The organism is Arthrobacter sp. zg-Y916 (assembly GCF_020907385.1).
Lineage (GTDB): Bacteria > Actinomycetota > Actinomycetes > Actinomycetales > Micrococcaceae > Arthrobacter_B > Arthrobacter_B caoxuetaonis.
The window spans coordinates 92,474-107,467 of record NZ_JAJJOD010000007.1 but is presented as its reverse complement, the minus strand read 5'-3'; the positions used below and the strand labels follow the sequence as shown (position 1 = coordinate 107,467).

The following is a 14,994-nucleotide window of genomic DNA, read 5'->3' as shown; positions in this document are numbered from 1 at the left end:
CCGCATGGGGAATCCAACACACGCCTCCGGGGCGGATCATGACCTTTATCGGCGGCCGGTTGACGGCCAGACGCAGGACGCTGTGCAGGTTGTCGATGACGGTTCCCGGCCTGGGGAACACACGGACCGTTTCGCAGATCCGGCACGCGGGGATGCCACGGAGTACCTCGGCGAACCGGCAGGGGACAGGACGCCGCTGGCCCAGGCCCCGGTCCGGCAACGGGTCAACGTCCCACTGATCGCAGCCTGGGTCCTGGTTGGCCTGTTCCTGGCGGCCGGCCTGGCATGGCTCACGGGAACTCTCCCGGCGTCACAGATGCTCTACGACTCCTCGGGCAACCTGCTCACCGAAAGCTCGACCGCTATCGCGATGAACCTCAATTTCATGGGCCCGTTCCTCTTCCTCTTCGGACTGCTCGGGGCCTTCACCCTGCTCACCGTGCAAGCGGCGGCGTTCCGGCGTGGGGTGCGGTCCTAGATAGGAAAGGCCTTGGGGAAGAGCCGGCGCCGGCACCCTTCGGTCAGAGGTTCCCGGATGCCGCTGTAATGTCCATCCGCTGCACCTGCGGCACTTCGACGGGGTTCAGCTGCGCTCGGCAGCACAGGTCGCCCCGCTGCCCGGGCACAATCCAGCGAAGTTCGGCGGGTGCCTCCCCGCCGGCGGTGCGTGTTTTTTCGGGATGCAGGGGCCCGGCGTCAGCGCGCAGCCGCAGCCAGTCCGCGCGACGCTCCTCCCAGGGCTGATCCTGATCCATGTTTGGGGCAAAACAGGCGCGGAGCGCCTGCTCGGACTCGTCCGTGGGGCTGGACAGCCAGGTGGTCAAGGCTTCCCGGGCAGCATGCAGTTCCGGCCAGGTTGCGGCGTCGGGCTGTTCTCCACTGTCCGCTGCAGGCGGTGGATCTGCGGGTGCCTGCGGAGCAATCCCGAGAGCGGTGTCCAGGGCACGGGTCACGGCTTCCCCGATGCGGGAGTAGGTGGCGTTCTCGAGGCCCAGGGCTATGGTGCCGGTCTCCGGATGCCAGCGCATGTGCGCACTGGATCCGGGATAGCCGCCGGAATGGGAGACGATCCACCCCGCGGCCGGATGCTCCAGGATGTTGAGGCCGAAGCCGTAGCCGCGGCGGGTGCCGGGCAGGTCCTGCGGGCGCAGCGGTACCGGACGGTGGATCCGCTGCATCTCTGCCCGGTCAGCAAGATCCAGCGGGCCTGCGGCAAGCGGCCCGGCGGACAGCGCGCCTGCGGCCAGCGGCCCGGCAGCTGACGGATCGGCAGCATGGGCGGGGCCCGCGGCCAGCCAAGCTGCCCACCGGTGCAGGTCCCGCAGCGTGGAAAAGAGGCCGCCAATGGGCGAGAACATCCCGGGGCCGGAGAAGGGCAGCTGCTGCCAGCCAACGGGCGCACGCCGGTAGCCGCGCACGGCGGGGACGGACAGTTCGGAGGCGGAGAAGGCGGTGTCGGCCAGGCCCAGCGGACGCAGCAGGCTGCCGGTCACCAGGGTTCTGTAGTCCGTTCCCGAGGCCCTCTCAAGGATCCGTCCCAGCAGGGCGTAGCCGAGGTTTGAGTAGCGGAAGCGGTCACCGGGAGCAGAAGCCAGACGGATTCCCCCGGCCAGCAGTTCGTCGAACTGTTCCGCCGGCATGGACTCCTGCCGGTCTGCCCAGGGGTCGTCCTCGGGCAGGCCCGAAGACATGGTGAGCAGGTGCCGGACAGTGACTGGACCGGCTGCGGCAAACGCACCGGTGAACCGAAGCTCCGGAAGCCACTCGCGGATGTCCGTGGCCAGGTCCAACCGGCCGGAGCGCCGCAGTACCAGCGCTGCCGCAGCCGTGAAGCTCTTGGTGCAGGAAGCGATGCGGAAGGCCGTCCGCTCATCGGGCAGGTGCCCGGCGTCGGCGGCGCCGCACAGCACCCGGACCGGTGGCCGGCCGGGGCGGGTCACTTCGGCCACGAGCACCGGGGCTATGCCCTCCTCGAAACGTGCCTGGAACAGGGCTTCCAGCTCAGCTTTCGGCCACCTTCCCTCTCCCGGTGGCCGCCCGCCGGATCCCGCCGCCGAAGGAGCTCCGGGCACGTCGTCAGACATTGGCCAGGAAATCCTGCAGCACCTTCTGTCCGCCCCGCACCGAGGCCACCGGCACCCGTTCGTCGACTCCGTGCACGCCCTCGGGGATGCGCCCGTCGGGGTCGGCCGTGAGCGGCGCAAAGCCGTAGCACTGGATACCCAGGCGGGAAAAAGCTTTGGCGTCGGTGCCCCCGCCCATGCACATAGGCACCACCACCGCCTCCGGATCGTGCCGCACCAGGGCCTGGCGCATCGCCTCGAACCAGGGGGAATCCACCGGGGACTGCAGCGGGCTCTCCCGGGTCAGGAAGCGAAGGCTGACGTCCGGGCCCAGCAGTTCCTTGACCGTAGCCAGAGTTTCCTCTTCCGTGCCGGGCAGACAGCGGATATCGACGTCGGCTTCCGCCAGGCCGGGGATGACGTTCGTCTTGTATCCGGCGCGGAGAACCGTCGGTGTTGCCGAGCAGCGGACGGTCACCCTCGCGACCCGTCCCGCCTCGCCCATGGCATCGATCGCCGCCTCCACGCCAGCCTCGCTGGACAGGTCCGCAGTGAACCCAAGCGCCGCCGTCGTCTGCTCGATGTAGGCGCGGACCACGGGGACGAGCACCTGCGGCCATTGGTGATTGCCCAGGCGGTGCAGTGCGGAGACCAGGTTCTGCACAGCGTTGACAGGAACCGGACGGGAGCCATGGCCGGAAACACCTTCTGCGCGGACGCGGATGTGCATGGTGCCGCGCTCGCCGGCGCCCACCGGGTAGAGGCGGAGGGTACGGCCGTCTGCTCCCGGAAGCAGTGTCGCAGTGCCGCCGGATTCGCCGATCGCAGCCTCGACCCCGGCGAACAATTCGGGATGCTCAGTGGCCAGCCAGTCGGCGCCGTAGGCGCCCTTGTCCTCTTCGTCGGCAACGAACGCGACCACGATGTCGCGGAGTGGCTGCTGGCCGGATTCGGCCCAGTTCAGCAGGGTGGCCAGGGTCATGGCGGCCATGTCTTTCATGTCGGCGGCGCCGCGTCCATAGATCCAGCCGTCCCGTACCAGTCCCTCAAAGGGCGGGACGCTCCACTGCTCCGGTTCGGCCGGCACAACGTCCAGGTGTGCGTGCACCAGCAGTGCCGGAAGCGAGCGGTGCACGCCCGGCACCCGCACCACCACGGACTGCCGGGTTTCCTCGGGGCCCAGGACCACCGGATCCAAGCCCGCGGCTGAAAGCCGGGCCGCGATCCACAGGGCAGCCTCCCGCTCTCCGTTGCTCTTGCCCTCGCCGTAGTTGGACGTATCGAAGCGAATCAGTTCTGCGCAGAGCTCTGCCGGATCGTGCATGCGGTTCCCTTCAGGTGTTTACAAGACAGTAACCAAAATAGGTAAAAAAATCTGTTGATTCGGGAACCTTCAGTAATTAGTGTTCAAGCAGCGATTTCCACGCGATCGAATTCCTCACCGGATTGCCGGCCGCAGATTACGCTATGCCCGAAACTGGGACCGTAGATACGTGTTTACATTTGTTTGCATATTTCCGCTGGCATAAGTCCAGCCTGTTACGGAGGAAAACGTAAATTGCAGCCGTATATCCCGCGCCCGCCGAGGCACCGCTTCCGTTCTTCCTCCGTCGCAGCCGCCCTGGGGCTGGCGGCAGCACTTGCCGTCCCCGTGGCCGCGGCGGTACCGGCAGTCGCCGCCGAGGACAACGCGCCGATGCTCAAGCTCGCCCTCACCGGGGACATTGACACCCTGAACCCCTTCATTTCCATCCTCGCCACGAGCTCGAACGTGCTGCGCCTGCAGTACGAGCCGCTTGTTGCCTACGGTGCGGAAGCGAACGAGGAAATCCCGGGGATGGCCGAGAGCTGGGAGACCTCCGAGGACGGGACTGTCTGGACCTTCAGCATCCCCGAGGGACGGCAGTGGTCCGACGGCGAGCCGATCACCGCCGAAGACGCGGAGTGGACCTTTAACGCCATTATGGAAAACGATGACCTGAAGCAGGCCAACGGCTCAGTGCTGAGCAGTGTGGAATCGGTCGAAGCCGAGGATGACACCACCCTGGTGATCACCCTGAGCGAGGCCCAGGCCGTCAACCCCGGCACCGAGCTGCCGATCGTCCCCGAGCATGTGTGGTCCGAGCTGGACGATCCGGCCGGTTACGCCAATGACAAGGACACGGTGGGATCGGGGCCGTTCGTGGTGGACAACTACGACAAGTCGGCCGGCGTCACCATGACCACCAACCCGAACTACTGGCGCGGAGCCGCGAAGATCTCCGGTGTCACCTGGATTCCGTACAAGAACTCCGACGCCGCCGTGCAGGCGCTGCGCACCGGAGAGATCGACATTGTCAGCGGCCTCACACCGGCCCAGTACCAGGCACTCGAGAACGAGCCGAACATCACCACCAACGCCGGCACCGGGCGCCGCTACCAGGCAATCGGCATCAATCCCGGCGCCCAGACCCCAGACGGCACCCCGATGGGCGACGGACATCCGGCACTGCAGGACGTGCAGGTGCGCCGGGCCGTGGCCCTGGCCATCGACAGCGACACCCTGCTGGAGAAGGTCCTGCAGGGACTGGGGGACAAGGCCACGGGTGAGATTCCCATGACTTACCCGCTCTACCACTGGGATACCGATGAGCTGCCGCTGGCCTATGACCCGGACGCCGCCAACAAGCTGCTGGACGAGGCCGGATACGAAATGGGTCCCGACGGCGTCCGCCTGGACAAGGACGGCAACGCACTGTCCATGCGCCTGATGGGCCGCAACTCTGATCCGACCCACCAGCAGATGGCCGATTACGTCAAACCCTGGCTCAAGGAAATCGGCATTGACGTTTCCGTGGAAATGAAGGCTCCCGCCCAGGTGAATGATGATTCCACCGTCGGCAACTACGATCTCTACTTCACGGGCTGGGGAATCGGTCCGGATCCGGATTTCCAGCTGTCCATCAACCAGTGCAGCTCGCGCCCGAATGCAGACGGCACCGGCGCGACGTCGGAGAACAATTACTGCGATCCGGCGTTCGATGAACTGTACAAAGCCCAGCACGCCGAACTGGACCAGGAAAAGCGCAGCGAGCTGGTGGCCCAGGCACAGGAAATGATCTACAACGCCGCCGTAAACAAAGTCCTTTACTACGCCAACAGCCTTGAGGCCTACCGCTCGGACCGCTGGGAGCCGTTTGTCACCCAGCCGGCAGAGGGCGGCGTCATCACCAGCCAGAACGGCCCGTGGAGCTACTACCAGGCCACTCCGGCAGGTGAGCTGGATGAAGCCGGCGTCGTGACGGACGACGGCAGCAACACCGGAATGTTCATCGGTGTTGGCGGAGCTGTTCTCGTGGCGGGACTCGTGGCCTTCCTGCTGACCCGCCGCCGCTCCGCCACCGCGGACGACCGCGAGTAGCTGTGGCAGAAGCGCTCAGCGAGCAGGACCTGACCCCCGCCCGCCAAGACACCGACAACCAGCGAAGGAATTCCTCCTGGCTGCATTACATCGGCGTCAAGGCGGGCGGGGCGGCCGTCTCCCTCATCATGGTGGTGGTCCTCGGGTTCTTCGCCTTTAGGATCCTGCCGGGAGACCCGGTCCGTTCCCTCGCGGACGGCCGGCAGGTCACTGCCGAACAAATGGACATCCTGCGCCGTGACTACGGCCTGGACCAGCCCCTGTTAGGCCAGTTCTGGCGGTACCTCACCGACCTGTTCCAGGGGAAGCTCGGGGAGTCCTACACGTACAACAGGCCGGTGCTGGAACTGATCGGCGACCGCCTGGGCCCCACCCTGCTGCTGACCGGAACCGCTGCGCTGATTTCGGTGGTGCTCGGGCTGTGGCTCGGGCAGAAGGCAGCGTGGCGCCGCGGCAGCCTGTTCGACAAGACCCAGACCGGGCTGGCGCTGATCTTCTGGTCGGTGCCGACGTTCTGGCTCGGGCTGTTGCTGCTGCTGCTCTTCGCCGGGACCCTGAACTGGTTCCCCACGGGCGGCATGGTCACCGCCGGGAGCAGTGCCGGCGGGCTGGAACGGATCCTGGATATCGGCCACCACATGGTTCTGCCGGTGGCGACCATGGTGGCCGTGGTCTACGCCCAGTACCTCATGGTGATGAGGGCGTCGCTGCTGGAGGAGATGACCTCCGATTACCTGACCACAGCGCGGGCCAAGGGGCTGCGGGAAGACGACGTCCGCCGCCGCCACGCAGTGCCCAACGCACTCCTGCCCGCCGTCACGCTGATTTTCCTGACCTTGGGAGGGCTGATCGGCGGAGCGGTCACCGTGGAAACCGTGTTTTCCTGGCCGGGGCTCGGCTATCTGACCTTCCAGGCCCTCTCCGCGCCGGACTTCCCGCTCCTGCAGGGGACATTCGTGGTCTTTTCCTCGATCGTCATCCTGATGAACTTCGCCGCGGACCTGCTTTACCGCGTGCTCGATCCGCGATTGAGGGCCTCATGAACGCAACCCGCACCGCCTCGCGGGCGGCATGGGCGCGGCGCCGCGCCTCCGCCGCCGCAGGCTGGACACAGTTCCGCAGCAACAAGGCCGGACTCAGCGGGATGATTGTCCTGCTCATTGTGGTGGCGCTGGCGCTGCTGGCTCCGGTGCTGGCACCGGAATCAACCCTCGACGTCACCCGGCTCGATTCCCTGCAGAACGAGCCGCCGTCGCTGGCCAACCCTCTGGGCACCGACCCGTCCGGGCGCAGCGTGCTGGCCATGCTGCTGTGGGGAGCCCGGGTCTCCCTGGTCGTCGGCTTCGCCGCAACGGCCGTGTCCATGGTGATCGGCACCGTCGTCGGGATGGCGGCCGGACACTTCTCCGGAGCCATCCAGGCAGTCCTCATGAGGATCATCGATTTCTTCCTGGTGGTTCCCTCCCTGGTGCTGGCAATCGTCCTCTCCAGCATCCTGGGCGCCGGCGTCATCACCATCGTCGCGGCCATCGGCATCACCTCCTGGGCGTCGACGGCCCGGCTGGTCCGGGCGCAGACCCTGACCATCGAGTCCCGGCCGTACATTGACCGTTCCTGGGCACTTGGTGCCGGCGACGCGCACATCATTGGCCGGCACGTGCTGCCGGCGGTGCTGCCGCTGGTGCTGGCCAACACCACCCTGACCGTGGGTTCGGCGATCATCGCCGAGTCAACGCTGAGTTTCCTGGGCCTGGGGGATTCGACCAGCATCTCCTGGGGGACCATGCTGAAATCCGCCTTGGACACGGGCGCTGCAACCGCCGGGTTCTGGTGGTTCGTGCTCCCGCCCGGTGTGGCGATCGTGATCGTCGTGCTCTGCTTCACCCTGGTGGGCCGTGCCCTGGAATCCGTAGTCAACCCCACCCTGCGAGGACGCTGATGCCCCGGCTGGCTTTTGAAGATATCCGCGTGACCTACACGATCCGCAGCGAGGAAGGTCCCCGCGATCTGGTGGCCGTCGACGGCGTATCCCTGGTCCTCGAGCCAGGTTCCACCCTGGGCCTGGCCGGCGAATCCGGCTGCGGCAAGTCCACCCTGGCCATGTCCGTGCTCCGCCTGCTTCCGTCCAACGCGCGGATAGAGGGGCGGATCATGCTCGGCGAGGAGGACGTTTCGGAACTGAGCTGGGGCCGGCTGCGTGCCGTGCGCTGGACCTCCGCCGCCGTCGTGTTCCAGGGTGCCATGCACTCACTGAACCCGGTACAGCGCATTGGAGACCAGATCGAGGAGGCGCTGCGCATCCATGCCCGCGACCTGGATCCGGCCTACCGCGAGGAGAAGGCCCGCCGGGCGCGGGTGACGGAACTGCTCGGCCTGGTCGATCTGCCCCAGGCGAAGGCGGCGTCCTATCCGCACGAACTCTCCGGCGGACAGAAGCAGCGCGTCATGATCGCCATGGCCCTGGCCTGCGAGCCGGAACTGATCATCGCCGACGAGCCCACCACCGCCCTGGACGTGATTGTCCAGGACCAGGTGCTGCAGGTGCTCACCGGGCTGGTGGCCAGCCGCGGCCTGTCGCTGGTGATGATCAGCCACGACCTGTCCGTGCTCGCGTCGACCTGTGAGCGGATCGCGGTGATGCAGAACGGCCGGATCGTGGAGGAGGGCCCGGCGGCCTCGGTCATGCACGCACCGCAGCATCCCCACACCCAGGCCCTGGCCGCAGCGTTCCCCACCATCGGGGACCCGGCGTCCCGCCTGCGCCTGCCCGGTTATGCCGCCGAACCGGGGGTCCCGGATCCGGACGCGGCGCCCGTCCTGGAGGCCCGGAACGTCTCGGTGAGTTTCGCCGGACGCGGCGCGGGGACGGTCAAAGCTGTCGACGGCGTGAGCATCGCCTGCCGCCGCGGGGAAATCGTGGCCCTGGTCGGCCAATCCGGGTCCGGGAAAACGACGCTGGCGCGTACACTGCTGGGCCTGCAGAAACCGACCGGCGGTGAACTGCTCTTTGACGGCAGCCCGCTGCCGCACCGCCGGCGTGCGTTGAAGGCCTACCGGCGGGCGGTGCAGTTCGTGCTGCAGGATCCCACCGCCGCGCTGAACCCCAAGCACACAGTGTACGAGTCGGTGGCTGAGGGGCCGCGGCTGCACAAACTGCCCGGCGACGAGGTACAGCTGGTGGCCGCCGCGCTGGCCAAGGCGGAGCTCAGCCCGGCGGAGCGGTTCGGTCCGGCCCTGCCGCAGGAGCTGTCCGGCGGGCAGCGCCAGCGCGTAGTGATTGCCGGGGCGCTGGCCCTGGACCCGGAGTTCCTGGTCGCCGATGAGCCGGTGGCCAGCCTGGATGCCTCGGTCCGGGCGGAAATCCTGGCCCTGCTGCTGCGGCTGCGCTCCGAGCTGGGGCTCGGAGCGCTGGTCATCACCCATGACCTGGGCCTGGCGTGGAACATCGCGGACCGGGTGGTGGTCATGTACCAGGGCAGGATTGTGGAGGAAGGCCCGGTGGAGCAGGTCCTGCTGGATCCGCAGCACGAATACACCCGCCGGCTGCTGAGCGTGGTGCCCACCGCGAACGGCCTCGCCGGAGGGGACGGAGCTGGAGGGGACCCAGCCGCCGTCGGGGAACCGGCCGCCGTTGGGGAACTGGCCGCGGGAGATACCGCCGTTGGGGAACCGGCGTGAGCGGGGCGGCCCATCCGGAGCTGGGGCCGCTGCTTCCCGGAGCGCGGGTTGGGCTGGTGGCACCCAGCGGTCCGCCGAAGCCGGAACAGCTGGAGCGGGCTGAGGAGGTGCTGCGCGGCTGGGGCCTGGAACCTGTGCGGGGCAAGCACCTGCTGGACCACCATCCCCGTGCCGGCTACCTGGCCGGCAGCGATGCGGACCGTGCCAGTGACCTGCAGGACGCCTGGTGCGACGACTCGCTGGACGCCGTCCTGTGCGTGCGCGGCGGCTACGGCGCCGTCCGGGTATTGGACCTGCTGGATGTGTCCGCACTGGCCTCGGCCCGGCCGAAGCCGCTGCTGGGATCCTCGGACATCACGGCACTGCATGTGTTTTGGGCCGAGGAGCTGGGCCTGGCCACCTGGTTCACTCCGATGGTGGCAACCGGGGCGTTCCTGGATGATCCGGTGGCGGCCGCGGGCGTGCACCGGGCACTGCTGGAACCATACGCAGGCACGTCGTACACGGGCCCCGCAGCCGAGGCGCTGGTGCCCGGCACCGCCCACGGGGTCCTGACCGGCGGCAACCTGGCCCTGCTGGCCATGCTCAACGGTGCACGAACCCGGAAACCGGTGGACAATACCGGGCGGATCGGGCTGCTGGAGGATGTCACCGAAGAGCCGTACCGGCTGGACGGGCTGCTGCAGACCCTGCTGCGGTCCGGCTGGTTCGACGGCCTCACCGGCCTGGCGCTGGGTTCCTGGTCCGAGTGCGGCGACCTCGCCGAGGTGCGGGCCCTGTGCGTCGAGGTGCTGGCTCCGCTCGGTATTCCGCTGGTCTGGGAACTGGGCTTCGGGCACGGTCCCGCCGCGCACAGCATCCCGCTTGGCGTCCCCGCCACCCTGACGGCAGGCCCGCAGCCGCAGCTGGTCCTGGACTGACCGGCATGGACCTGGCCGGAAAGCTGCAGGACCTGCTCGACGACGCCGTCGGGCAGGGCATGACGCCCTCAGCAGTGTGCGCCGCATCGCTCGACGGCGAAGCGTTGCCTGTGCTCTCCGCCGGTCTGGCCCTGCGCTTCGGCGCCGACGGCGTGCCGCTGCCGGCAGCGGAGCAGGTGCCGGCCGACCCGCAGACCTGGTACGACCTCGCATCGGTGACCAAACCCTTTTCCGCCGTCGCCGTCCTGGCGCTGGTGCGGGACGGGCTCCTGGACCTGGACGAGCCGGTGGCCGCCCGGCTGTCCGCTTTCGCTGCGCCGTATCGGGGGAGCGAAACAGGGAGTCGGGGGAGCGAAGCGGGGAAGCAGCTCGTGACGCTGCGGCATCTGCTTACGCATACCTCGGGGCTGCCGGGCACCTGGGATGGCTGGCGGGAGCCGCTGCCGGACCGGCAGGCCGCGCTGGCCTCCCTGATCTCCGTTCCGCTGGTTGCGGAGCCCGGTACCGGTTTCAGCTACTCGTGCGTGGGATACAACACCGCCATGGCGCTGGCGGAAAGCGTCACCGGCATGGCCTGGCAAACGCTCGTCGAACATTTGGTCCTGGAGCCCCTGGCGCTGGGCGGCGACATCACGTTCCAGCCCGACCCCGGGCACTGCGCCGCCACGGAATGCGGCTCGCCGGACGGGCGCGCCCTGGTCCGCGGGGAAGTGCATGATGAATCCGCCCACGCCCTGGGCGGGGCGGCTGCCAACGCCGGACTGTTCGGTACCGCCTCCGGCGTCCTGCGGTTCGCCGAGGCGCTGCGCGGCGGGTTCCCGGCGCTCCTGCCCGGTCCGCTGGCAGACCTGCTGTGGGAGGACCAGCTGGACGGCCTGCTGGGCTCGGCCGCTGAGGCGGCCCGCACCGGCGTCGGATACGGACAGTCCGTGGGCCTGCGGATCGGCCAGCTCGGCTGGATGGGCGGGGAAGCCGCGGACGCCCGCGGCCACAACGGTTTCACGGGCACCTCCTTCCTGACCGACCGGGGGCGCCGGCTCAGCGTGGTCCTGCTGACCAACCGGGTCCATCCCACCCGCGACGGGACCGACGTTACGCCGCTGCGGAAGGCGGTCAGCGAGGCCGTCTACACCGCGGCTTAGAAACCCCATGCATCCCTCCAGGAGAGTTCATGCCCGTTCTATCCGATTACAGCGACGGCACCCCCGAGATCGCGTTTTGCCTGCTGAACCCCGACGGCGGCACGGCGGCCTCCCGCGGCGCGGACACTGCGTTCTATTCAGCCAGCACCATCAAACTGGCCGTCCTGCTGGCGGTACTGCAGGCGGTGGACCGCGGTGAGCTGTCGCTGGAGATGAGGTTTCCCGCTCGGGACACGTTCTCCAGCGCCGTGCCCGATGGCGGCGAGTTCGGCTTCCCGGGCGATGAGACAGACCCGGGAATGCCGGCGGCGGGCACCGAGATGTCCCTGGCCGCCGTGCTGGACCGGATGATCACTGTCTCCTCGAACGCGGCCACGAACATGGCCGTGGACCTGGTCGGGTTCGACGCCGTGAACCGCACCCTCGCCGGCGCCGGTGCAGCGTCGTCGTACATGCAGCGCTATATCGGCGACCTGGCCGCGTTGGAGGCCGGGCTCACCCACCAGGTGACGGCGGCGGATCTGGCCCGCACCATGTACGCACTGATTTCCGGAAAGGCGCTGGGGCCGGAATCCACGGAGTTCGCGCTGGGCCTCCTGGCCCGGCAGGAGTTCGCCTGGATTGCCGCCGGCCTTGCCCCGGACACGGTCCAGGGCAGCAAGTCCGGCTGGGTGACAGGTATCAGCCACGATGTTGCGTTCTTCGCCCCGGCCGGCACTCTGCTGCAGGCGCCGTTGGAGCGGGCGTGGGTGTTGGCCATCTGCACCCGCGGCTACGAAGCGGATGCCGGCCAGGAGGTGCTTGCCGCCGTCGCCGGCCTGGCTGCTGCGGTGGCAGGAAGCGAGTTCAGTGCCGTGGTGCCGGCCGGCTAGGTCAGTACAGCTAGGCCGGATCGGTGCGGATGCCGGCGGCGGCCAGCCCGGTGTGCAGGCCGGTGATGCCCTGTCCGGGAACTGACGGCAGGTGCAGGACGGGACCGACGTAGCGGACGCCGCCGTCGACCGCCGGCACCGCGGGCCACAGGCCGCCGTCCAGGTCCTGGCCGCTGCGCCCGGGGAACCCCGTGCCCAGTCCCGCGGCTGCGGCCAGCGCAGCACCGGCTCCGGCGCCTACAGTGCTTTCGAGCATGCAGCCGACCAGTACGCCCAGTCCGTGCCCGCGGGCCGCGGCGAGCAGGCGGACGGCGGGATAGATGCCGCCTGCCTTGGCCAGTTTGAGGTTCACCAGCGCCGCCGCACGGTGTTGCAGCAGGGGTTCCAGGTCCCGCTCGCCCTGGACGGATTCGTCGGCCATGACGGGCACGTCGACGGCGGCCCGCACCCGGGCCAGCCCGGCCCAGTTCCCTGCGGCCACCGGCTGCTCAGCCAGCTCCAGCCCGACTCCGGCGTCGGCCATGGCGTTCAGGACCCGCACTGCCTCGTCCGGTGAATAGGCTTGGTTCGCGTCGACCCGCAGCCGCACGTCCGGGCCCACCGCAGCGCGGACAGCAGTCAGCCCTGCCACGGCGTCCAGGTCGGCGCGGAGCTTGACCTTCAGGCAGCGAAAACCTTTCTGCACCCATCCGGTGGCTGCATCGGCCAGAGCCTCAGGTTCCGCGGCGGAGAGGGTCATGTCCGTGAGAACGGTGTCTTCCAGCTTCGACCCGGCGACCTGCGGATACGTGGCTGCCAGGAACCGGTGCAGGGGCTGGCCAACGGTTACCGCCGCCAGGTCATGCAGGGCGCAGTCGAGTCCCATCCGTACCGCGGACGGCACCGGAGCTGCAGCGATGCGGCGCACGAGGCTGTCCAGCTCGCTGACGGGCCGGCCGATCACCAGGGGAGCGAGGTCCTGCCGTGCCCGGGTCAGCACCTCTGCGGTGCTGACCCCGGTCACCCGGCTGACCGGTGTCTCGCCCCATCCGCTGCGTCCATCCGAGTCCTGCAGCCGGAACAGCACTGTTTCCAGGACGGAGGACGTCCGGACGGCGGTGCTGAAGGTGCCGGTCAGCGGGAGGCTGAGGGGGTGCAGGTCCAAGGCGGTGATCGTGGCCATAACTGCTGTGCTCCTGCTGGTGCCGGGCCCGTCTTAGACGACCCGCGCCTCGATCAGCACGGGGCCGTCGGCTTCCAGAGCCTTCCGGTACGCAGCTGCAAACTCTTCCCGGGTCGCGGTGCGGGTTGCCGGAACGCCGTATCCCTCGGCCAGGGACACAAAATCTATGCCGCCGAGCGTCAGCCCCGGCACGTCCGGAACGCCCATGCGTTGGGCGAATCCTGCCAGCGCACCGTAGCCGGAGTTATTGACGATGACGAAGACCGTCCGCGTTCCGTGCTGCGCCGCCGTGTAGAGGGCGCTGATTCCATAGTTGGCGGAGCCGTCCCCAACCGTGGCCACGACGGTCATGTCCGGCTTAGCCAGTGCTACGCCCACAGCAGCCGGGAGCCCGAATCCAAGACCGCCCGACGCGGGAAAGTGGTACATCCCCGGGCGGTCCATGGCGACCCGTTCCAGGTATTCCAGGTCCAGGGTGGTGGTCTCGTTGACGTAGACGACGTCGTCGCGGACCTGTTCGTTCAGGACCTCCAGGATTTCGGTACCCGTCATTCCGTTCGCCGAGGTGGCTGCCGCAGGCAGCTCACGGGCCGGCCGCCGGATTCCCCGGTCCTGCACATTGTCGGCCAGGACGGCGACGGCCGCAGCTATGTCTGCAACTATGGCGCGGCCAAAGGGTGCGCGGGTGGCTTCGGACGGGTCCTGGGTCAGCTGCCAGACCTGCGTTCCGGGATCGAGGTAGTTCGAGGGCTCCCAGCGGTGATAGCGGAAGACGGGGGCTCCGAGCACCAGCACGGTGTCATGGCCGGAGAGCTGGCGCCGGACGGAATCGATGCCGGGAACCATCACTCCGCCGAAGTTGGGATGAGTGGTGGGGAAGGGGCCACGGGGAGGGGACGGGGCGATATAGACGGTGGCATTGAGGTGCTCGGCCAGGCGCACCACCTGGGAGTAAACCTCCGGATCCCTGATGGCCGCTGCGTCCACCTGCGGCCCGAGCACCAGTGCCGGGTTCTGGGCCTGATCGACGGCGCTCACGAGCTCATCGGCCAGCTCAGCGGGGAGGCCGCCGGCGACGGTCACAGACCGGGAGGTGAGCAGTTCGTCGTCAGGAAGAGCCGGCTGGCCCCAGTCATCCAGGGGGACGGAGACGTAGACCGGACCCTGCGGATGAGTGGTGGCCTCCAGCACGGCCTGCGACAGGGTGCGGGGAACATCAGTCGCCGCGAGCGGCTCATGGGTGTATTTGGTGAGGGGATACGTCAGCATGCCGGCATCCACGTTCGCGAGCATGGTCTCTTGTCCCACTGTGCGGCGAACCTGCTGGCCGGCGAGCAGGACCAGCGGAACATGCGCGTAGTGCGCGTTCGTCAAAGCACCCATAGCGTTTCCGGTTCCGGAGGCAGCGTGCAGGTTGACCAGGACCGGTTGGCCCGTCACCCGGGCGTATCCCTCTGCCATCCCCACGACTACCTGCTCGTGCAGGCCCAGGACGAACGTGAAATCCTTGCCCAGCCCGGCCAAGAAAGGCAGTTCGTTGGATCCCGGGTTGCCGAAGATGGTGGTCATCCCGTGGGCCCGGAACACGTTCGCAGATGCCTGCAGGACGGTAGTTTCTTCGTTGATCAAGTCTCTCCTCGAGAATGCGGTGCCAGCTGCGTGGCGGGTCCTTCACGGTCTGGATCCTGCACTGGTTTAGAACGCAGGGGTGAGTCCAGAAAACCCCTGGGGCTCCTTTGCGTTCTTGCCATCACATT

12 protein-coding genes are annotated in these 14,994 nt (G+C 68.3%); 8 read left to right on the top strand and 4 right to left on the bottom strand.

The features are described 5' to 3' along the window. Positions 1 to 4: 4 nt before the first annotated feature. A complete protein-coding gene (locus LOC59_RS12465; RefSeq protein WP_229972303.1) occupies positions 5 to 478 on the top strand; it encodes a hypothetical protein in 474 nt (157 codons plus the stop codon). Between the two features lie 43 nt (positions 479 to 521). Here LOC59_RS12465 and LOC59_RS12460 read toward each other — a convergent pair whose 3' ends face one another. Then, positions 522 to 2,084, bottom strand: a complete 1,563-nt coding sequence (locus LOC59_RS12460) for a serine hydrolase domain-containing protein (protein WP_229972301.1) — start codon at positions 2,082 to 2,084, stop codon at positions 522 to 524. Beyond that, the gene (locus tag LOC59_RS12455; RefSeq protein WP_229972299.1) at positions 2,077 to 3,387 is read right to left on the bottom strand and encodes a M20/M25/M40 family metallo-hydrolase; all 1,311 of its coding nucleotides are present in this window, start codon (positions 3,385 to 3,387) and stop codon (positions 2,077 to 2,079) included. Before LOC59_RS12455 ends, LOC59_RS12460 begins: the two co-directional genes overlap by 8 nt. 234 nt (positions 3,388 to 3,621) lie before the next feature. Here LOC59_RS12455 and LOC59_RS12450 point away from each other — a divergent pair, with 234 nt between their 5' ends. From LOC59_RS12450 to LOC59_RS12420, 7 genes are read left to right on the top strand one after another with little or no spacing between them, the layout of a single operon-like run. Then, complete coding sequence (locus tag LOC59_RS12450) at positions 3,622 to 5,463, top strand: ABC transporter substrate-binding protein (protein WP_229972297.1); 1,842 nt, start codon at positions 3,622 to 3,624, stop codon at positions 5,461 to 5,463. Between the two features lie 2 nt (positions 5,464 to 5,465). Continuing rightward, on the top strand, positions 5,466 to 6,506 hold the full coding sequence (locus LOC59_RS12445) for an ABC transporter permease (RefSeq protein WP_229972295.1): 1,041 nt from the start codon (positions 5,466 to 5,468) through the stop codon (positions 6,504 to 6,506). Next, entirely contained in the window at positions 6,503 to 7,402 is a 900-nt protein-coding gene (locus tag LOC59_RS12440; RefSeq protein WP_227895439.1) for an ABC transporter permease, read from the top strand. The genes LOC59_RS12445 and LOC59_RS12440 overlap by 4 nt, the downstream gene beginning before the upstream one ends. Further along, on the top strand, positions 7,402 to 9,141 hold the full coding sequence (locus tag LOC59_RS12435) for a dipeptide ABC transporter ATP-binding protein (RefSeq protein WP_229972292.1): 1,740 nt from the start codon (positions 7,402 to 7,404) through the stop codon (positions 9,139 to 9,141). Before LOC59_RS12440 ends, LOC59_RS12435 begins: the two co-directional genes overlap by 1 nt. Then, positions 9,138 to 10,061 carry a S66 peptidase family protein gene (locus tag LOC59_RS12430; RefSeq protein WP_229972290.1) on the top strand — a complete coding sequence of 308 codons (924 nt, stop codon included), beginning with the start codon at positions 9,138 to 9,140 and terminating at the stop codon, positions 10,059 to 10,061. The genes LOC59_RS12435 and LOC59_RS12430 overlap by 4 nt, the downstream gene beginning before the upstream one ends. Positions 10,062 to 10,066: 5 nt before the next feature. Further along, positions 10,067 to 11,203 (top strand): serine hydrolase domain-containing protein, encoded by a 1,137-nt coding sequence (locus LOC59_RS12425; RefSeq protein ID WP_229972288.1) that lies wholly within the window; start codon positions 10,067 to 10,069, stop codon positions 11,201 to 11,203. Between the two features lie 29 nt (positions 11,204 to 11,232). Then, the gene (locus LOC59_RS12420) at positions 11,233 to 12,075 is read left to right on the top strand and encodes a serine hydrolase (protein ID WP_229972286.1); all 843 of its coding nucleotides are present in this window, start codon (positions 11,233 to 11,235) and stop codon (positions 12,073 to 12,075) included. A gap of 10 nt (positions 12,076 to 12,085) precedes the next feature. Here the strand turns inward: LOC59_RS12420 and LOC59_RS12415 are convergent, their stop codons facing one another. Both LOC59_RS12415 and mdlC read right to left on the bottom strand, forming a co-directional pair. Beyond that, positions 12,086 to 13,237 (bottom strand): mandelate racemase/muconate lactonizing enzyme family protein, encoded by a 1,152-nt coding sequence (locus tag LOC59_RS12415; RefSeq protein ID WP_229972284.1) that lies wholly within the window; start codon positions 13,235 to 13,237, stop codon positions 12,086 to 12,088. A gap of 33 nt (positions 13,238 to 13,270) precedes the next feature. Continuing rightward, positions 13,271 to 14,866, bottom strand: coding sequence for a benzoylformate decarboxylase (gene mdlC, locus LOC59_RS12410; protein ID WP_229972282.1), 1,596 nt, complete (start codon positions 14,864 to 14,866; stop codon positions 13,271 to 13,273). Between the last annotated feature and the right edge of the window lie 128 nt (positions 14,867 to 14,994).